The 19,078-nt window shown below is 32.7% G+C and carries 17 protein-coding genes; 5 read left to right on the top strand and 12 right to left on the bottom strand.

The features are described 5' to 3' along the window. The first annotated feature begins 30 nt into the window (after nucleotides 1-30). Nucleotides 31-1,026: an FUSC family protein gene (locus CD035_RS01510; RefSeq protein ID WP_048540672.1), complete on the top strand. Its 996-nt coding sequence runs from the start codon at nucleotides 31-33 to the stop codon at nucleotides 1,024-1,026. A gap of 112 nt (nucleotides 1,027-1,138) precedes the next feature. Here CD035_RS01510 and gatD read toward each other — a convergent pair whose 3' ends face one another. Both gatD and murT read right to left on the bottom strand, forming a co-directional pair. Next, on the bottom strand, nucleotides 1,139-1,861 hold the full coding sequence (gene gatD, locus CD035_RS01505) for a lipid II isoglutaminyl synthase subunit GatD (RefSeq protein WP_048540671.1): 723 nt from the start codon (nucleotides 1,859-1,861) through the stop codon (nucleotides 1,139-1,141). After that, entirely contained in the window at nucleotides 1,861-3,171 is a 1,311-nt protein-coding gene (gene murT / locus CD035_RS01500) for a lipid II isoglutaminyl synthase subunit MurT (protein ID WP_037590447.1), read from the bottom strand. Before murT ends, gatD begins: the two co-directional genes overlap by 1 nt. Before the next feature lie 146 nt (nucleotides 3,172-3,317). On the opposite strand from murT, the gene CD035_RS01495 reads away from it, so the two are divergent. Together CD035_RS01495 and CD035_RS01490 are read left to right on the top strand one after the other, a co-directional pair. Next, nucleotides 3,318-3,824: a ferritin gene (locus CD035_RS01495; RefSeq protein WP_025905146.1), complete on the top strand. Its 507-nt coding sequence runs from the start codon at nucleotides 3,318-3,320 to the stop codon at nucleotides 3,822-3,824. 142 nt (nucleotides 3,825-3,966) lie between these two features. Then, on the top strand, nucleotides 3,967-4,521 hold the full coding sequence (locus CD035_RS01490) for a 3'-5' exonuclease (protein WP_048540670.1): 555 nt from the start codon (nucleotides 3,967-3,969) through the stop codon (nucleotides 4,519-4,521). Nucleotides 4,522-4,573: 52 nt separating this feature from the next. On the opposite strand, the gene CD035_RS01485 is transcribed toward CD035_RS01490, so the two are convergent. The 10 genes from CD035_RS01485 to gatC form a co-directional block, all read right to left on the bottom strand. After that, complete coding sequence (locus CD035_RS01485) at nucleotides 4,574-4,789, bottom strand: hypothetical protein (protein WP_048540669.1); 216 nt, start codon at nucleotides 4,787-4,789, stop codon at nucleotides 4,574-4,576. A gap of 118 nt (nucleotides 4,790-4,907) precedes the next feature. After that, nucleotides 4,908-5,975: a DNA polymerase IV gene (gene dinB / locus CD035_RS01480; RefSeq protein ID WP_048540668.1), complete on the bottom strand. Its 1,068-nt coding sequence runs from the start codon at nucleotides 5,973-5,975 to the stop codon at nucleotides 4,908-4,910. Between the two features lie 69 nt (nucleotides 5,976-6,044). Further along, nucleotides 6,045-6,590, bottom strand: coding sequence for a DUF3267 domain-containing protein (locus CD035_RS01475; protein ID WP_048540667.1), 546 nt, complete (start codon nucleotides 6,588-6,590; stop codon nucleotides 6,045-6,047). A 96-nt stretch (nucleotides 6,591-6,686) separates the two neighbouring features. Next, the gene (locus CD035_RS01470; RefSeq protein ID WP_048540666.1) at nucleotides 6,687-7,811 is read right to left on the bottom strand and encodes a PQQ-dependent sugar dehydrogenase; all 1,125 of its coding nucleotides are present in this window, start codon (nucleotides 7,809-7,811) and stop codon (nucleotides 6,687-6,689) included. Nucleotides 7,812-7,917: 106 nt separating this feature from the next. Continuing rightward, nucleotides 7,918-9,291 carry a 23S rRNA (uracil(1939)-C(5))-methyltransferase RlmD gene (rlmD, locus tag CD035_RS01465; protein ID WP_048540665.1) on the bottom strand — a complete coding sequence of 458 codons (1,374 nt, stop codon included), beginning with the start codon at nucleotides 9,289-9,291 and terminating at the stop codon, nucleotides 7,918-7,920. 60 nt (nucleotides 9,292-9,351) lie between these two features. Further along, nucleotides 9,352-10,317, bottom strand: coding sequence for a diacylglycerol kinase (locus CD035_RS01460; protein ID WP_025905139.1), 966 nt, complete (start codon nucleotides 10,315-10,317; stop codon nucleotides 9,352-9,354). Nucleotides 10,318-10,388: 71 nt separating this feature from the next. Beyond that, a complete protein-coding gene (locus tag CD035_RS01455; protein WP_048540664.1) occupies nucleotides 10,389-11,840 on the bottom strand; it encodes a helicase HerA-like domain-containing protein in 1,452 nt (483 codons plus the stop codon). Between the two features lie 309 nt (nucleotides 11,841-12,149). Then, entirely contained in the window at nucleotides 12,150-13,577 is a 1,428-nt protein-coding gene (gatB, locus tag CD035_RS01450; RefSeq protein WP_037590579.1) for an Asp-tRNA(Asn)/Glu-tRNA(Gln) amidotransferase subunit GatB, read from the bottom strand. A 6-nt stretch (nucleotides 13,578-13,583) separates the two neighbouring features. Beyond that, nucleotides 13,584-15,050: an Asp-tRNA(Asn)/Glu-tRNA(Gln) amidotransferase subunit GatA gene (gatA, locus tag CD035_RS01445; protein ID WP_048540663.1), complete on the bottom strand. Its 1,467-nt coding sequence runs from the start codon at nucleotides 15,048-15,050 to the stop codon at nucleotides 13,584-13,586. 3 nt (nucleotides 15,051-15,053) lie between these two features. Continuing rightward, a complete protein-coding gene (gatC, locus tag CD035_RS01440) occupies nucleotides 15,054-15,353 on the bottom strand; it encodes an Asp-tRNA(Asn)/Glu-tRNA(Gln) amidotransferase subunit GatC (protein ID WP_025905135.1) in 300 nt (99 codons plus the stop codon). A gap of 165 nt (nucleotides 15,354-15,518) precedes the next feature. Here gatC and putP (CD035_RS01435) point away from each other — a divergent pair, with 165 nt between their 5' ends. Together putP (CD035_RS01435) and putP (CD035_RS01430) are read left to right on the top strand one after the other, a co-directional pair. Then, nucleotides 15,519-17,048, top strand: a complete 1,530-nt coding sequence (gene putP, locus CD035_RS01435; RefSeq protein WP_048540662.1) for a sodium/proline symporter PutP — start codon at nucleotides 15,519-15,521, stop codon at nucleotides 17,046-17,048. A 252-nt stretch (nucleotides 17,049-17,300) separates the two neighbouring features. Next, the gene (putP, locus tag CD035_RS01430; RefSeq protein ID WP_048540661.1) at nucleotides 17,301-18,833 is read left to right on the top strand and encodes a sodium/proline symporter PutP; all 1,533 of its coding nucleotides are present in this window, start codon (nucleotides 17,301-17,303) and stop codon (nucleotides 18,831-18,833) included. Nucleotides 18,834-19,078: the final 245 nt, after the last annotated feature.

Here is a 19,078-nt window from a genome sequence, read left to right as displayed (position 1 = left end):
CTATAAAAAAATGATTTCGGAGTTTTGAATATGAAAGAAAATTGGTTATCTCGAATTATCGGTGCAAGAATTATTAAAACTGGATTAGCAACTTTTTTAACAGGTTTAATATGTATGTCTTTAAATTTAAACCCTATATTTGCGGTTATCACATCAATTGTGACAATAGAACCTACAGCTAAAGCATCCTTAAAGAAAGCTTTTGTAAGGTTCCCCGCTTCAATACTCGGTGCATTTATAGCCGTTATTAGTACATACTTCTTTGGAGAATCACCTTTAAGTTATTCATTAGCAGCAACCGTCACGATTTTAGTATGTTATAAACTTAAATTATTTGATGGAATGTTAGTTGCTGCCATTACAGCTGTCGCAATGGTCCCTGTTATCCATGAAGCATTTGTATATAATTTCGTATCACGATTAGCAACTACTACAATTGGTCTTGCAACCGCAGGCATCGTCAATTTTATTATTTTGCCACCTAAATATATAAATCAAATAGAAGACATCAATCATAAAATGGATCAAAGTATTTTAGAAATATACATATCTAGACTTAAAGAACTATTACTAGGTGAATATGAATCTGCCCTATCCATGAAAAAAGTATCAACATTACAACAGCAAGCCACTAAAATTGAACAACTTATAAAATATCAAAAAGAAGAATACGATTACCATAGAGCAAAAAAAGAATCTAAATCTCACATTAGAAAAGTCGAAATGAAATATCACATTAACCGACTACTAAATGCACATTTATTAAACCTAGTATATTTACCAGAGAATACGCACATCGTCTTTACTGAAAAAGAACGCACAGCAATCTCAAATTTCATCAAATCATATGAACATTTAATAAAAGCAAATGAATATAAAAAACAAAAAAATGCTGCATCCACATTAAAAAATAGTGTTAAAGGATTGAATGAATTTGATGAAAACCAAATAAAAAGTCACATTATTTATGAAATACTCATGATTAATAAAATTTTAAACGACAGATATTCAAGATTAACAAAATAACTAAACTAAAACTTACTAAAGCGGCTAGGGCACTAAAATATGTCCCAGCCGCTTTTTATTATTATTTATTAATGATGTGAAGGTTACTACCTCTTTAACTCACATTTTTTTATTATTTTGCTTTTAACAACCTTTTTATAATAGCTTGTTTTGCTGCTTCTTCAACTGTATTGTCTAGTTGTTCTGGTTCGAATGTTATACCTTTTCGGATACATGCTTGTTTTAATAAGTAATCTGTGATTTCGTGGTTTTTAGGTAAAATTGGTCCATGTAAATATGTACCCAATAAATTTTTATAATGGATACCCTCTTTCTTATCTGTATCATTGTTACCATAACCATCAACGACTTTACCTAATGTAGGATATTCATGATATGTTCTTCCACCATGATTCTCGAAACCGACGATTTGTCCAAATGTTTCTGATTCAATAACAATATCTCCTATTAGACGGTCTTTCTTAGATTCTGTATAAATATCAAGAATGTTTAAACCTTCTAATCTTGTTCCATCAGGTGTTACATATTCAGATCCTAAAAATTGATAGCCGCCACATATTGTTAAAGTTGGCATGCCGTCTTCAATTGCATCTTTAAGTTGTGTTTTAATTTTCTTTAATTGTTCTGTAGCTAAACTTTGTTCTCTATCACTTCCACCGCCTATAAAGAAAATGTCACATTCATCTAAACTTAATTGATCTGTATCTGTTATATCTATTACTTCTACTTCTATATTACGCCATTTCGCACGTTGTTTTAGTGCAATGATATTGCCAATATCGCCGTACAAATTTAATTTATCTGGCATAAAATGAAATATTTTTATTGATGACATTATGCTTCCTCCTTAAAGGCTTTATTCAATGTTCGATGCATTGGTGACAAAGATGTATAGTTAGGAATTGCAACTGTAAACTGATTGTAAGTCATTGATAGTTCCGTTGCCTTTTCTATTGAATGTTCTATAATAACTTCCGCTTCAACTTCAGCATATTTCAGTCTTAATGCTAATTCTTCAGCTCTTTGTCCTGTACAGATGATAGTTTTGATATTTTGTCTAGATAATTTTTCAAAGTCTGCATCATAAATCCATGAAATATCTCTTCCATCTGCGCCGTTATCATTCAAACTGATTAAATAAACTTTTTCCCCATCAATTTGTTCACCAACAGATAAACTTGCATTAAGGCCTGCAGGGTTTTTAGCTAAGTTAATAAGCGCTTCTTTTTTACTATTTCTATAGTATTGCATACGTCCATTATCAGAAGTATACGTTTCAAAACCAGCTTTTATAGATTGATCATTTAAACCTAATTCTCTTAATACTGAATAAGCTGCAATGACATTAAACACATTAAAATCACCAGCAATCTTCATATCAAAATGTGCATCATTTAAGCCAACATGTATAAACGGTTCTTGTTTAAATGCTGTCACTTCATATTGTGGAGTCGCTCTATTAAATCCACATTCACATGTATAATGACCAATTTGATTGTAATGAATATGACTATAATTTAATAATCTGCCACAATTAGGACAATATTTACTTTCAACCATTGTACTTTGTTCAAAGTCATGTATCCCTTTTTGCATACCATAATAAACAATGTCATCACTTGCTATTTTCAAACGACTAACGAAAGGATCGTCTGCATTCAGTAATAGTTTAATTCCTTTATCCTTGATTGAGTTGGCGATATTATCTACCATCGTATCGATTTCACCAAATCTATCCATTTGATCTCTAAAGAAGTTTGTCACTACCATCATAGAAGGTGTCATTTCTTTTAACACTCTTGGAATAGAACCCTCGTCTATTTCTATAACAGCAATTTTAGTATTTTTATTAGATTGAACAATAAAGCTTGAAGTAATCCCTGCTGCCATATTGGCACCTTCAGTATTATGTATAATTTCAATATTGTTCTTCTTTAATGTATAACCTATTAAGTTCGATGTCGTCGTTTTACCGTTCGTACCACTAATCATCACGATTTCATCTACTTCATTCGCTAACTTTCTTAAAATAAGCGGGTCTATTTTTCGAGCTATTTGTCCCGGAAGATCCGTACCTTGTTTACCTACTTTTCTACTAGCATATCGTGCTAGCTTTGCTATATTTTTCGCAACATACTTCTTCATACGTTACCTCCTTGTTCTGTCACATCATTATACCACGTTCAAAAGCTTTAAAAAAAGTGTTTAACTGTATCAAATCGTTGGTTTCATTTTATTGTTATTGTATAATAAAAATGTAAGTTAAAATTATTATAGAAGGGAAGATTTCTATGTTATCTAAAAATATTTTAGATGCTTTAAACAATCAATTGAATCATGAATTTTACGCAGCACATGCATATATGGCAATGGCAGCTTATTGTGCAGATAAGAGTTACGATGGATTTGCAAACTTCTATATTCAACAAGCTAAAGAAGAACGTTTCCATGGTATGAAAATATATGACTATATTAACGATCGTGGTGAAAAAGCTATTTTCACAGCTTTAGATGCTCCTAAGACTGAATTCAGTTCTTTATTGGAGACATTTAAAGATGGATTAGCTCAAGAACAAGATGTTACACGTCGATTCTATAATTTATCTGAAATTGCTAAAGAAGAAAAAGACTTTGCAACAATTTCATTCTTAAACTGGTTCTTAGATGAGCAAGTTGAAGAAGAGTCTATGTTTGAAACACATATTGACTACTTAGAAAGAATTCAAGAAGACAATAACGCATTATTTATCTATGAAAAAGATTTAGCTTCTCGTCACTTCGATGAAGATGCTGAATAATTTATAGCCTTACAATACTTAAACAAGACCATCTCCATGAACTATTCATGGCAGATGGTCTTTATTCATTCTTTCTACATACCATCATCATTTACATTATTCCGACAAATGTTTATAATAACTTTCTAAAGGAAGTGATGGCATGTCTTCATTTGTAGCACTTGATTTTGAAACAGCAAATGGAAGTCCGGAAAGCATTTGTTCTGTCGGAATGGTCAAAGTAATTGATCATCAAATTACAGAAACTTTTTATACATTAGTGAATCCTGAAGATTATTTTTCAAATATAAATATTAAAATCCATAAAATAAAACCTTCTGATGTGACAAATTCACCTACTTTCGATGTCGTGTTTCCATATATGATGGATTTCATCGGTACACTACCAGTTGTAGCACATAATGCTAAATTTGATATGACTGTATTGTTTAAATCACTCATTAAACACCAAATCGAAATTCCTGAATTAACGTATTTTTGTTCATGTATATTAGCTAGAAAAACAGTCAACAATCATAGATATGGACTTGCGCCAATGATGGATTATTATAATATTGATTTTAAAGGTCACCACCATGCGTTAAATGATGCTAAAGCATGCGCAATTATTACGTATCGATTATTAAAACATTATCCAGACTTAGATTCTGTATTAAGTATTTATGGCAAAACATTAACCGATAAAAAATATGTATAATTAAAAGCTTCTAGGATATTATGACGCATCCTAGAAGCTTTTATTCTTTTATTTACTCTTTGTGTTGGAATTCTTTTTTTATGTCTCTTTTTAAACTTGCTTTATTAACAGGTCTTTCTAATTTTCTATCAACCCAGAATAACAATATTGCTATCGCAATAATACCTAGTAATTTGATAATATCGAATGAACCTGTTTCAATGGAACTTTTAATAAATAAAATGATTAATAATACTGTAATTGCAATAATTGAAAATTTAAATTTCATATCAATCTCTACTTTCTTATTATAAGTATTAATAAATACCCACTTCTCGTATAGCCGAAACGCGCATTCAACAATATCCAGAATACTAAGGATACATGACGATATCAAGTAAACCGGTTTAAATAAAATCATATATTGTTAAATTGCGATATGTTCTCGAAACTAAATTCCCGATAGATACACCTACTAAACGTATAGAAGTATCCGGATCTTTTAATGAATTATATAAATCATATGCAATATTATATATTTCAACTTCGTCATAGACTGGTGTATGACTACTTGTTTGTTTAGATAATGTTTCAAAGTTATGTGTTTTTAGTTTAACTGTTATTGTTCGCCCTGCTAGTTCGTGTTTATCAGCTCTATTGGCAACTTCAGTACTCAATTTTCTAATCGTATTGAGAATAAAGTCATCATCATTTTGATCTGTTTCAAAAGTTGTTTCTCGACCGATTGATTTTCTAACACGTGTTGGTTTCACTGGAGAATGATCGATACCACGTACTTTATTATAAAAGCTTACACCACGTTTACCGAATAATTGAATCAATTCCATTTGGTCATATGCGTATAAATCATTACCACTATTGATTCCCAATGATTTCATCTTTTCTTCGGTTACTTTTCCAATACCTGCAAAATCTCCTATCGGCAACGACATCAATAAATCATGTACATTCTCATAATCTATCACTGTCCGACCACTCGGTTTATTCATACCACTAGCGAGCTTTGCTAAAAATTTATTATAAGAAACACCTGCTGAAGATGTAAGATGCGTCTTATCATAAATATCCCGTTGAATATATTGAGCAATCGTTGAAGCAGATAAGTCTCTTCTCACAAGTTCAGTAACGTCTAAATAAGCTTCATCTAACGATAATGGTTCAACAATATCTGTATAACTTTTAAAAATCGCCATTATTTCATTAGATACTTCACGATAATAATTAATTCTTGGGCGTACATAATAACCATCCGGACAAAGTTGATGTGCTTGAGCCATGGGCATAGCTGAATGAACACCAAATTTCCGAGCTTCATAGCTAGCCGTTGAAACAACGCCTCTACCTGAAGCACGTCCTCCTATAATAACTGGTTTTCCTTTTAATTTTGGATTATCTCTTATTTCAACTTGAGCAAAGAAAGCATCCATGTCAATGTGAATGATTCGCCGTTCCATTCTAAACACCTCTACAAAAAAATAGGAAGTTGGTTGCCCAAATTCCTATATATTATATCAAAAATCTTTTTAACTTGTTGATTGAACATCTTTATTATCCGTAAATAAATTAATGCCGACTTCTGTATCTTCTACATAATTCATCTGTTTATTACTATAAATCACTTGTGCCATGTAAAAATCACCGATACATGCAGCACCATGAAAAGCAAATACATAAATAATAGAAGTGACTTGAAGCCATAATAATACAATTAATAATCCCATACTAATTAATACAAATGGTGCTAATAATATGATATAAAATTGTTTTCTTGTAAAAATAGCATGTGGCATCGTTGCATAAAACATGCCTTTCATATATCCATATTTAACTTTTCCCTTTGGATTAAATATTTTAAAGCAAATACCGTGTATTAACTCATGGATAAACACTAATATAATTAAACCAACTAACCCAACTATGATATTTCTTACAAAGCCCTCTTCATAAATATATATGATATTCGCAATTAACTTAAAGCTAATTAATATTAATGAAAGAAATAAAACAAATTGTAAAAGTGCTAACCTCTTTAATACAGATATATTGTTAACTAAGTCAATTTTAAGCATCCAATACCCCCGAGAAACCATTTCTTAATAACCTTTACATAATGATTATAAAATATAAATTCAATTTATACTAATGATTTTATGCTCAGGTTTGAGTTATGAATTTAATTGACTTAGCGAAACTTTATACATCTTATCATCATTTTGGGAAGGATTACCTCTACCATCTGTATTGTTGCTTACAAAATATAAATCATCATTTACGTTGTAAACATCTCTAATTCTTCCATATTTAGTCGCCACTTTTTTCATTTCATCTTTTTCTACATCAAATTTCATAATACCTTCTCCACGCAACGCAGCTGAATAAATGATACCATCTTTAAATGCTATGCCTGAAGGTGCCCAAGTATCATCTGATCCTGAAGTAAATATCGGTGTTTCCATATTATCATTTTCTTCATTACCTTCAATCACTGGCCAACCGTAATTTTGACCTTCTTTAATCTCATTTATTTCATCATTAGCTTGATTACCATGTTCACTCGCATACATCTGTCCATCAGGTGTCCATACAATTCCTTGTGGATTTCTATGACCGTAACTATAAACATATGAATTAGAAATCGGATTATCTTTAGGTTTACTACCATCAAGATTAATTCTTAAAATTTTACCACCTAAAGTATCTTTATCTTGTGCATTTTGTTCGTCTGAAGCATCTCCAGTAGTCGCATATAATTTATCATCCGGTCCAATTTTCAACCGACCACCATGATGATATTGGCCACTTGGTATTTTATCAATTAATACCTCATCCTCTTTCCACGTATCATTTTCTAATTTTAATTTTACGATACGATTAAACTGACCATTATCTTCATATGTGTAATAAGCATATGCTTCTTTAGAATCTTTAAAATCAGGCGCAAGCACAAATCCTAATAAACCCGCTTCAGCAGCAGTAGAAACTTCTTTATCTAAATCCACTTGTTGCTCAGTCTTTTTATTGCCATCAATTTTAATAATTTTACCAGGGCGTTCTGATAAATAAAACACATCATCTAATCTCGCAATACTCCAAGGTGTATCTAAACCTTGAGCTACCGTTTCAATCCCTTTAGTTTCTTTACGTTCTTGGTTGTCATCTGACTGACTCTGTTCATGTTCCATTTCATTCTGAGTTTGCTTACCTTTATCTTCAGTTTCTTCTTTCGAATCATTACTACAAGCAGATAAAATAAAACTAGCCGAAATCGCACTGATCATTAGTCGCTTCATAAACAACCCTCCTTACATTATTTATACAGTTGCAAACACTTTCACACAACCATAACGCTCAAAAACCCAAGCCAACTTATACGTTGGCTTAGGTTTTTAGTTAATTTTATTCAGTTATTTTTTCGATTAAAGCAACTGTTTCGACGTGTGTTGTATGTGGAAACATATCTACTGGTGTGATTTCTTTTAGTTGATAACCGCTATTTTTCAACAATTCTAAATCTCTAACTTGTGTTGCTGGGTTACATGAAATATATACGATTCTTTTTGGTGATAATTCGATTAAAGTTTCTATAAATGTTTGATCGCATCCTTTTCTTGGTGGATCGACCATTACAACTTCTGGCTTAATACCTTCTTGTTGCCATTTTAAGATGATTTCTTCTGCTTTTCCTGCTTCCCATGTCGCATTATCTATATGGTTGATTTGCGCATTTTCTTTTGCGTTTTCTATTGCTTGTTCGACGACTTCCACACCATAAACGTGTTTCGCTTTTTGTGACATGTATGAACCGATTGTCCCAATACCACAATATGCATCAATGACAGTTTCTTCTCCATCTAATTGTGCATATTCTAGCGCTTTATGATAAAGTTTTTCTGTTTGTGTTGGGTTGATTTGATAGAAAGAAGTGTCGGATATTTTAAATTCATATTCAGAAAGTTTATCTGTAATGGTATCTTTCCCGTATAAAGTATATGACGTATGTCCCATAATAACATTTGATTTTTCTAGATTAATATTATGTTTAATGCTGACCACATTTTCAAATTCAGTTTGAATAAAATCAATTATTTTATTTTTATGGCTAAGTTGTTTACTATTCGTTACGAATATAACCATTGTTTCTCCAGTATAATAACCAGTTTTCAAGATGATATGTCTTAATTCACCTTTGTGCTTTTGTTCATTATAAATACTGATGTTTGTTTCATCTAAAAGTCGTTTAAGTTTCTTCATAATTAAATCATGTTTTTCATCTTGAATCATACAATGATCTATATTTACGATATCGTGACTTCTTTGTCTATAGAATCCTAGTTCAATTTCACCAGATTTATTTTTCCCGACTGGTATTTGTGATTTATTACGATAATGCCAAGGATTCTCCATTCCAACTGTATCGTGAATAATTGTATCTTCAAAATGTGATTTTCTCTTGAATAGATTAATCACTTGTTCTTTTTTCATTTCTAATTGCGCTGTGTAGCTTAAATGTTGAAGTTGACATCCACCACAAACTTTATAATATTCACAAGGTGGTTCAATTCTGTCCTTTGATGCTTCTTCAATGGAGATTAACTTACCAATAGCAAATTGTTTTTTCACTTTGATAACTTTAAATGAAATGGTTTCATCTTTAATTGCATTTGGTACGAAAATTGGATAACGATCGAATTTAACTACACCATGCCCTTCATGTGTAAAATCGATAACCTCTCCAGTATATATTTCATTCTTATTTACGACTCCTGCCATATTAACTCCCTCTTTCACGATAAACATAGAAAAAAGGGACAAAATAATGTCCCTATGTATTTATTCTTCTGTTTGTTCTTCGTGTAGTCTTTCTCGTTCTCTTTCTACTGTTTCAATTCCGTGCTCTCTCTTAACCCTCTCAAGTTTAGAAAAGACTTGTATATGTTGTTTTAAGTTTAAGAAATTAGCAGGTAATACACCACCAAATTCACCATCAACATTTAATTGAATTTGCTCAAATGATGAGACATTAATTGTTTTAGCTTTAGTGTAATGAACTTTCGGATGATTGATATGATCACCTCTAGAAGCCAATGTCATAATGTGACCAAGCTCAGCTATATTCACTTTCTCTAATATAAGCAAAGTAAAATTACCATCATTAATATCAGCATCTGGTACTAGCTTTTCAAAGCCACCTATTGAATTCGTTAAGCCAATTAAGAACATCATCGCTTCGCCTTGGAATACATTACCATCATATTCGATACGTATATCAGTCGCTTTAATTTGTGGTAACATCTCTAAGCCTTTAATGTAATAAGCGAGTGGTCCAACCATTGTTTTCAATTTACTTGGCGCTTCATAAGAAACTTCTGTTATTTTACCACCACCAGCAATATTAATAAAATAGCGATTGTTCATTTTACCAACATCTACTGGTACAAGATCACCTTTAATGATTGTATCTACAGCTTCCATTATATTGTTTGGAATAAGAAGTGCTCTACCAAAATCGTTAACTGTCCCCATAGGAATTAGCCCTAGTTTAGGTCGTTTCTTTGCTTCTGCAATACCATTGATAACTTCATTTAAAGTACCGTCTCCACCAGCAGCAATGATAACATCATAATCATATTTTAGAGCTTCCCTAGCAGCATGTGTCGCATCTCCAGCACTTGTTGTAGCATGAGCACTTGTCTCATAACCAGCCTGTTCTAACTTAATTAATACATCAGGTAATGCTCTTTTAAATAACTCTCTTCCTGATGTAGGGTTGTAAATGATTCTAGCTTTTTTCTTCATTATGATCCCTCTTGTATATTCTTATATCTTTATATTAAAGCATATACTAAATATAAGAAAGCAAAAAATAATTAGCGTCTTTTCGTTCCAAATATATTACGTACGATTTCTCTACCAATTTGTCTTCCAACTGTTGATAAGAATTTAGACGTTTCTTTTTGGAATTGTGAAGGTTTTTCTTTCTTCTTAGATGTTGTTTCTTTCTTAGTTGACTGTGATTCCTTAGTTTTTTGTTCTTCTTCAAGTTGCTTTTCAATTTTATTTTGTAACATTTCATATGCACTTTCACGATCAAATGTTTCTTTATACGTTTCATTTAATGACGCATTTTCAATTAAATCTTTTTTAACAGATTCATCGATTACACCAATTTTACTTTCAGGTGGACGAATAAATGCACGTTCAACAACATTCGGTTGCCCTTCATCATTTAAGAATGAAATCAACGCTTCCCCAGTTTTCAATTCTCCGATTACTTGAGCAGTGTCAAAGCTTTCATTTTGACGGAAAGTTTGTGCAGCGCTTTTAATCGCTTTTTGATCTTTAGGTGTATAACTTCTAAGTGCATGTTGTACTCTATTTCCTAGTTGTCCGAGAACTGACTCTGGAATATCAATTGGATTTTGAGTTACGAAATAAATACCTACACCTTTAGAACGAATTAAACGTACAACTTGTTCAACTTTTTCAATTAACTCTTTAGAGCTGTCATTAAATAAAAGGTGGGCTTCATCAAAGAAGAATACAATTTTTGGTTTTTCGGGATCTCCTACTTCTGGAAGACTCTCAAATAGTTCAGATAATAACCATAATAAGAACGTTGCATATAATTTAGGCTTTTGATATAAAACAGATGCATCAAGTACATTGATCATACCTCTGCCTGAATCGTCAAACTTAATAAAATCTTCTAATTGTAATGCAGGTTCTCCGAAGAACGTTTCAGCACCTTCAGTTTCTAATCTTAATAATGCACGTTGAATAGCACCAATTGATGCAGAGGAAATATTTCCATACTTCTCAGCATACTCCGCTCTATTTTCATTAATTTCTTTTAAAAGTGCTTTAAAATCTTTCATATCAATCAGAAGCAGACCACTTTCATCAGCAACTTTAAATACAATATCTAACACACCTAATTGAGTATTATTTAAATCTAATAACTTACCAATTAATAGCGGACCCATTTCTGTAATTGTTGTACGAACAGGTACACCCGTTTTTTGAAATACATCAAATAATGTTACAGGGAAAGCATTATTTTCATAATCATCAATTTTCATCATATCAATACGTTCTTGAATCTTATCATTGATAGAGCCAGCCTCAGCAATACTTGAGATATCCCCTTTAACATCTGACATAAAGACCGGAACACCAGCTTTAGAAAATTGTTCAGCCAATACTTTTAAAGTGATTGTTTTACCAGTACCAGTAGCACCAGCAATCAAACCATGCCTATTAGCTTGACCTAACTCTAAATTAATTTCATTTTCATTTTTAGCTATTTTAATTTGCGTCATATGTAGTTACGCCTCCATCGTCATTAAGATTTAATACTATTGTACTTCAACACACCAACCATGCAAGTAATTAGATATAGAATTTGCAATTTAATAAGATCAAGAATTAACTGTGGTGTAACTTCCATTATTCCGAATTCTGGTAATTAGGAAGGCGCTCATTTGGGGGACATTTCTTGGAATTCTGTCCCTAACAGCACCCCTTACGGACATTTCTCGGAATTCTGTCCCTAACGATACGCCACTTTCTTATACAAAAAAATCTCGTCACGAGTACTTCACTCTGTGACGAGATTTTCATTATATTTATTATCTTTTCTCTAATTCTGATTTTAGTAATTGGTTCACGATTTGTGGGTTTGCTTGGCCTTTTGAAATTTTCATAATTTGACCTACTAAGAAGCCCATCGCTTTGCCTTTACCATTTTTAAAGTCTTCTACTGATTGTGGATTGTTATCTAATGCTTCTGTAACAAATCCTAATAGTGTTGCTTCATCAGATATTTGTACAAGACCTTTGTCTTTCATAATTTGATGTGCGTCTCCACCATTTTCAGCTAATTCAGGGAATACTTTCTTAGCAATTTTACTACTCATTGTGCCATCTTCAATAAGTTTAATCATACCTGCTAAGTTTTCTGGTGTTAATGCAGTATCTTGTAATTCGATTTGATTTTTATTTAAGTATTCATTAACGCCACCCATTAACCAGTTAGATGTTAATTTAACGTCTGCACCATGTTCAATTGCTGCTTCAAAGAAATCTGACATTTCTTTAGTTAATGTTAATACATGTGCATCATAAGCTGGTAATCCTAATTCATTAACATAACGTTCTTTACGTACGTCTGGTAAATCTGGGATTGTTTGACGTACACGTTCTTTCCACTCATCATCAACATATAATGGTACTAAGTCTGGTTCTGGGAAGTAACGATAGTCATCTGAACCTTCTTTAACACGCATTAAAATTGTTTCGCCTGTTGATTCGTTGAAACGACGTGTTTCTTGTAAAATTTCTCCACCAGCTAATAATACTTCTGCTTGGCGTTTTTCTTCATGTTCAAGACCTTTACGGACATAGTTAAATGAGTTTAAGTTTTTAAGCTCTGCTTTTGTACCGAATTCTTCTTGACCATATGGACGTAATGAAATGTTGGCATCACAACGTAATGAACCTTCTTCCATTTTACAATCTGATACGCCTGTATATTGAATAATTGCACGTAATTTTTCTAAGTATGCATACGCTTCTTTAGGAGATCGAATATCAGGTTCAGAAACGATTTCAATTAATGGTGTTCCTTGACGGTTTAAATCAACTAAAGAATACCCATCTTTATGTGTTAATTTCCCTGCATCTTCTTCCATGTGTAAACGAGTGATACCAATACGTTTAGTTTCTCCATCTACTTCAATATCAATCCAACCATTTTCACCAATTGGTTGATCGAATTGAGAAATTTGATAAGCTTTTGGATTATCTGGGTAGAAATAGTTTTTTCTATCAAATTTAGATTCTTTCGCAATATCCATATTTAATGCCATTGCTGCACGCATAGCCCAATCAACAGCTGTCTTGTTTACAACTGGTAATACGCCTGGGTATGCTAAGTCAATAACGTTTGTATTTGTATTAGGTTCCGCACCAAAATGAGCGGGTGATGGTGAAAACATTTTTGATTCTGTTTTTAATTCGACGTGAACTTCTAAGCCGATAATTGTTTCAAAATGCATTCAGTTTCACACTCCTTGTAAAGTTTTATAGTCATCATGTAAGTTATATTGTGTTTCATATTGATAAGCAACTTTGTATATCGTTTTTTCATCGAATGGTTTACCAACAATTTGTAAACCAATTGGACGACCATTTGATTTACCACAAGGAATAGAGATTGATGGTACACCTGCTAAGTTAACTGGAATAGTTAAAATATCATTAGCGTACATTGTTAATGGATCATCAATTTGTTCACCAATATTGAATGCTGTCGTTGGTGCAGTTGGTCCTACGATAACATCATAGTCTTCAAATACTTTTTCGAAGTCTTGTTTTATTAATGTACGAACTTTTTGAGCTTTTTTGTAGTAAGCATCGTAATAACCTGAACTTAATGCGAATGTTCCAAGCATAATACGACGTTTAACTTCGTCTCCAAAACCTTCACCACGAGATTTTTTGTATAGTTCTTCTAGTGTATTTGCTGATTTTGAATGATAACCATAACGGATACCATCAAATCTAGCTAAGTTAGCTGATGCTTCAGAAGATGCAATAATATAGTAACTTGCTACACCATACTTAGTATTTGGTAATGATACGCGATCAACTGTAGCACCTAAAGATTCTAAAGTTTTAACAGCTTCATTAACTGAGTTCTTAACTTCTTCAGATACACCAGAGCCAATGAATTCTTCTGGTACAGCTACTTTTAAGCCTTTAATATCTTTACCAATTTCAGACGTAAAGTCTACATCTTCGATCGGTGCACTTGTTGAATCTTGTGAATCATGTCCAGAAATCGTTTCTAAAATTAATGCGTTATCTTTAACACTACGTGTAATAGGTCCAATTTGATCTAATGAAGAAGCAAATGCTACTAGACCAAAACGTGATACACGGCCATATGTAGGTTTCATACCAACAACACCACAGTATGATGCTGGTTGACGGATTGAACCACCAGTATCTGAACCTAATGCAAATGGTACTAAGCTTGCTGCAACAGCTGCTGCTGAACCACCTGATGAACCACCTGGTACGGCTTTATGGTCAAATGGATTAACAGTTGTCTTGAAATAAGAGTTCTCATTTGAACCACCCATAGCAAATTCATCCATGTTAAGTTTACCAACTAAAATACCATTTTCAGCATTTAATTTATTCATAACTGTTGATTCATATATAGGAATAAAGCCTTCTAACATTTTACTTGCACATGTAGTTTCTACACCTTCAGTAATAATATTGTCTTTGATACCCATTGGAATACCAAATAGCTTACCTTCCATTTTACCTTCAGCTTGTAATTTATCTTGTTCTTCAGCTTTTTTAATTGCTTGTTCTTTATCTAAAGCTAAGAATGCTTTAATATTTGCGTCGTCTGCTTCTATCGCATCAAAAATATCTCTAACAATTTCAGATGGCTTAATTTCATTATTTTTAATCATTTCTGATAAACGTTCAATTGTTTCATAACGAATTGTCATGCTTTAGTCCTCCTCGTTCATAATTGCTGGAACTTTAAATTGCCCCGCTTCTTTTTCTTTCGCATTAAGTAATGCTTGTTCTTGAGGAATTCCTGATTCACTCTTATCTTCTCTTAGAACATTTTGTAAGTCTAATACGTGGAATGTTGGTTCAACATTTTCAGTATCAACTTCATCTAATTGTCCTGCAAAGTTTAAGATCTTCTCTAAAGATTGTGTGAATTCATTGACTTCGTCTTGTGAAACTTCAAGTCTAGCTAAATTAGCAACATGTTCAACTTGTTCAGATGTTACCTTCGTCATGTGCGACGCCTCCTTAGTTAATCTAACATCATATAATTTTAACAAATTTTCATATAAAAATCTAAAGTTATTAAAAATTAACTACATGAAAGCGCATACATTGTGTATAATAAATTATCAGAATTTTTTCTGAATTTTATGTCAATGAGTGAGAGGTGGTTTTTCATGTTTATTCTTGGAAATACTTTTAAGAATGTTAAAGTCGAAACTTCTTGGGAAACATACGTCATGATTGCTATTTATTTTGCCATTTTATTAGCAATTGGATTTTATGCTTACAAACGTTCGACAAGTACGCTTGATGAATATATGTTAGGCGGCAGAGATTTAGGTGCACTTGTTACTGCCCTATCAGCAGGTGCTTCAGACATGAGTGGTTGGATGATTATGGGGTTACCAGGATCTGTATATAGTATCGGTCTATCAGCAACTTGGATTGCCATTGGCCTTACAATTGGTGCTTGGCTTAATTACATACTCGTAGCATCGCGTTTAAGAATTTATACTGAACTGACTGATAACGCTATTACTTTACCTGACTTTTTTGAAAAAAGATTATCAGATAATACAAGAATCGTTAAAGTCATTTCAGGGTTAGTTATCGTTGTATTCTTTACGTTATACACACATTCTGGAATGGTAGCTGGTGGCGTACTATTTAATAGTGCATTTGGACTAGATTATCATGTTGGTTTATTTATAGCCGCTAGTATTGTTATTTTGTATACACTTTTCGGCGGTTATTTAGCTGTATCATTAACAGACTTCTTCCAAGGTGTCATTATGATCTTAGCATTGGTATTAGTGCCTATCGTTGCGTTGTTAAAGTTAAATGGTCTCGACACGTTTAGTGAAGTTGGTGATTTAAAACCTACGAATTTAGATTGGTTCAAAGGAACAACTACAGTTGGTATCATCAGTTTACTAGCTTGGGGATTAGGATACTTCGGTCAACCACATATTATAGTACGTTTTATGTCTATTAAAACACATAAACTAATGCCTAGAGCACGTAGAATTGGTATTTCATGGATGGCGATTTCTTTATTAGGTGCTTGTGTGACTGGGTTAATTGGTATAGCTTTTGTTGAACATACTAATATAGAAGTTAAAAACCCAGAAACAATCTTTATCGTAATGAGTCAAATTTTATTCCATCCACTCATTGCAGGGTTCTTCTTAGCAGCAATTTTAGCTGCGATTATGAGTACAATTTCTTCACAGCTTCTTGTAACATCTAGTGCATTAACGCAAGACTTCTACATGTTATTGCGCAGAAAAACATTACAAGATAAAAGTCATGAAAAGGAATTCGTTCTTGTAGGACGCTTATCTGTTTTACTTGTATCAATCGTTGCAATGTACATCGCGTGGAATCCAAATGATACAATTTTAAATTTAGTTGGTAATGCTTGGGCTGGATTTGGCGCAGCATTTGGACCTTTAGTATTATTATCACTATATTGGAAACGTCTAACTAAATACGGCGCGATTGCAGGAATTTTGACTGGTTCATTAGTCGTTATTTTCTGGATACTCATGAAAAATCATGGTGGTATTTTTGAATTTTATGAAATCATACCTGGATTTATTTCAAGTATTATTGTAACAGTTATTGTGAGCTTAATGACGAAACCACCTGTTGAAAATGACCTAAAAAAGTTTGATGACATGGAACAAATTTTAAAAAGCTAAAAATTTTTAAAAAAGTTTACATCGTCATTTTATGAGCAAAATAAGTCATAATCATATCCTTTGTAAACATTTACACCGCAAGGCATAGAGCAATATTATCAAACACAAAATATGAACAAATTGTGACACCATTCTATATAAATGATAAACTGAATATACGGATAATTTACTTTTTACCCTTTGATTATTATTTCATTTGTGTATAATGGTCAACGTGCAACTTTAAAATACATAAAATAAAGGAGCGGGATTATGTTTATTTTAGGACAAATTGATGCGAGTGCTGGAGTTGCTTCAGGCTGGCAAACTTATTTCATGATTATAGTCTATTTTCTTGTTCTATTAGCAATTGGTTACTATGCTTATAAACAATCAACAAGCAATTTAGATGAGTACATGTTAGGTGGCCGTAGTATAGGTCCTTATGTAACAGCATTATCCGCTGGTGCATCCGATATGAGTGGTTGGATGATTATGGGACTTCCTGGTGAAGTTTACAGTATTGGATTATCGGCAACTTGGCTTGCTATCGGTTTAACAGTAGGTGCATGGTTAAATTACATTTTAGTAGCACCGAAATTACGTGTATATACTGAACATACTGGAAACGCGATTACGATTCCAGATTTCTTCGAGAAACGTGTTGCAGATAATACACATGCTTTAAAAATTATTTCAGGTATTATCATTGTCGTATTCTTTACGCTATATACTTCAGTTGGTATGGTTTCAGGTGGTACTTTATTCGAAAGTGCATTCGGTATGGATTATCGTCTTGGTATTATTTTAACTGGTGGTATCGTTGTATTATATACATTCTTCGGAGGATATTTAGCTGTTTCACTAACAGACTTCTTCCAAGGTGTGATCATGTTAATAGCGATGGTTATGGTACCTATCGCGGCATTATTAACTTTAAACGGGTTAGATACTTTCCACACTGTAGCAGAAGTTAAACCAACTAACTTAGATTGGTTTAAAGGAACTTCAGTTGTAAGTATCATAGGATTAATTGCATGGGGACTTGGTTATTTTGGACAACCACATATTATTGTAAGATTTATGTCTATTAAATCACATAAACAATTACCAACAGCAAGAAGATTCGGTATTGGTTGGATGGCTATTTCATTATTAGGTGCATGTTTAGTTGGTTTAACTGGTATTGCATACATTCATGATACAAGCCAAACAATTGATAACCCAGAAACAATCTTCATCTTAATGAGTCAAGTGTTATTCCATCCATTAGTTGGCGGGTTCTTCTTAGCAGCAATTTTAGCGGCTATTATGAGTACAATTTCATCTCAATTACTTGTTACATCAAGTGCTTTAACACAAGACTTTTATAAAATCATAACTAAAAAACGTGGTTATGAACCAGATAGAGATAAAGAATTTGTTATGGTAGGTAGATTTGCAGTATTAGCTGTAGCAATTGTGGCAATATTACTTGCTTGGACTCCAAATGACACTATACTTAATCTTGTAGGTAATGCTTGGGCAGGATTCGGTGCAGCATTTGGACCACTTGTATTAATGTCATTATACTGGAAAGGTTTAACGAAAAACGGTGCAATCGCAGGTATGGTGACGTCTTCAATCGTCGTACTATTCTGGATTATGATGAAAAGTCATGGCGGTATTTTCGAATTATACGAAATTATCCCAGGATTCTTCACAAACATCGTCGTTACAGTTATTGTAAGTTCATTTACTAAGAAGCCAGACAAAGAAGTTATTGATAACTTAGATCGTATGAAACGTATCTTAAATGAAGATTAATATGGAAGAGACTGGTACATAAAATGTGCCAGTCTTTTTTATATGGAAAAATAGCTGTAATTTTTTTGGGGTATATGGCTTGTTTGGGGAGTCTTGCAACATATGTGAGTTCTATGTTGCTTGTTTGGAGTGTCTTGCAACATAGAGGGCTCCTATTTATCTTGTTTCATTAGTCTTGATAAATACACAGCTCCTATTTATCTTGTTTCACTAGTCTTGATAAATACACAGCTCCTATTTATCTT

It is taken from the genome of Mammaliicoccus sciuri (genome assembly GCF_002901825.1).
Lineage (GTDB): Bacteria > Bacillota > Bacilli > Staphylococcales > Staphylococcaceae > Mammaliicoccus > Mammaliicoccus sciuri.
The sequence above is the reverse complement of the archived record's forward strand: the minus strand, read 5'-3'. Positions and strand labels throughout refer to the sequence as shown.

Coding starts and splice junctions, on each gene's coding strand:
- CD035_RS01510 (WP_048540672.1), top strand. CDS start 31: ATGAAAGAAAATTGGTTATCTCGAATTATCGGTGCAAGAATTATTAAA.
- gatD (WP_048540671.1), bottom strand. CDS start 1,861: ATGTCATCAATAAAAATATTTCATTTTATGCCAGATAAATTAAATTTG.
- murT (WP_037590447.1), bottom strand. CDS start 3,171: ATGAAGAAGTATGTTGCGAAAAATATAGCAAAGCTAGCACGATATGCT.
- CD035_RS01495 (WP_025905146.1), top strand. CDS start 3,318: ATGTTATCTAAAAATATTTTAGATGCTTTAAACAATCAATTGAATCAT.
- CD035_RS01490 (WP_048540670.1), top strand. CDS start 3,967: ATGTCTTCATTTGTAGCACTTGATTTTGAAACAGCAAATGGAAGTCCG.
- CD035_RS01485 (WP_048540669.1), bottom strand. CDS start 4,789: ATGAAATTTAAATTTTCAATTATTGCAATTACAGTATTATTAATCATT.
- dinB (WP_048540668.1), bottom strand. CDS start 5,975: ATGGAACGGCGAATCATTCACATTGACATGGATGCTTTCTTTGCTCAA.
- CD035_RS01475 (WP_048540667.1), bottom strand. CDS start 6,590: ATGCTTAAAATTGACTTAGTTAACAATATATCTGTATTAAAGAGGTTA.
- CD035_RS01470 (WP_048540666.1), bottom strand. CDS start 7,811: ATGAAGCGACTAATGATCAGTGCGATTTCGGCTAGTTTTATTTTATCT.
- rlmD (WP_048540665.1), bottom strand. CDS start 9,291: ATGGCAGGAGTCGTAAATAAGAATGAAATATATACTGGAGAGGTTATC.
- CD035_RS01460 (WP_025905139.1), bottom strand. CDS start 10,317: ATGAAGAAAAAAGCTAGAATCATTTACAACCCTACATCAGGAAGAGAG.
- CD035_RS01455 (WP_048540664.1), bottom strand. CDS start 11,840: ATGACGCAAATTAAAATAGCTAAAAATGAAAATGAAATTAATTTAGAG.
- gatB (WP_037590579.1), bottom strand. CDS start 13,577: ATGCATTTTGAAACAATTATCGGCTTAGAAGTTCACGTCGAATTAAAA.
- gatA (WP_048540663.1), bottom strand. CDS start 15,050: ATGACAATTCGTTATGAAACAATTGAACGTTTATCAGAAATGATTAAA.
- gatC (WP_025905135.1), bottom strand. CDS start 15,353: ATGACGAAGGTAACATCTGAACAAGTTGAACATGTTGCTAATTTAGCT.
- putP (WP_048540662.1), top strand. CDS start 15,519: ATGTTTATTCTTGGAAATACTTTTAAGAATGTTAAAGTCGAAACTTCT.
- putP (WP_048540661.1), top strand. CDS start 17,301: ATGTTTATTTTAGGACAAATTGATGCGAGTGCTGGAGTTGCTTCAGGC.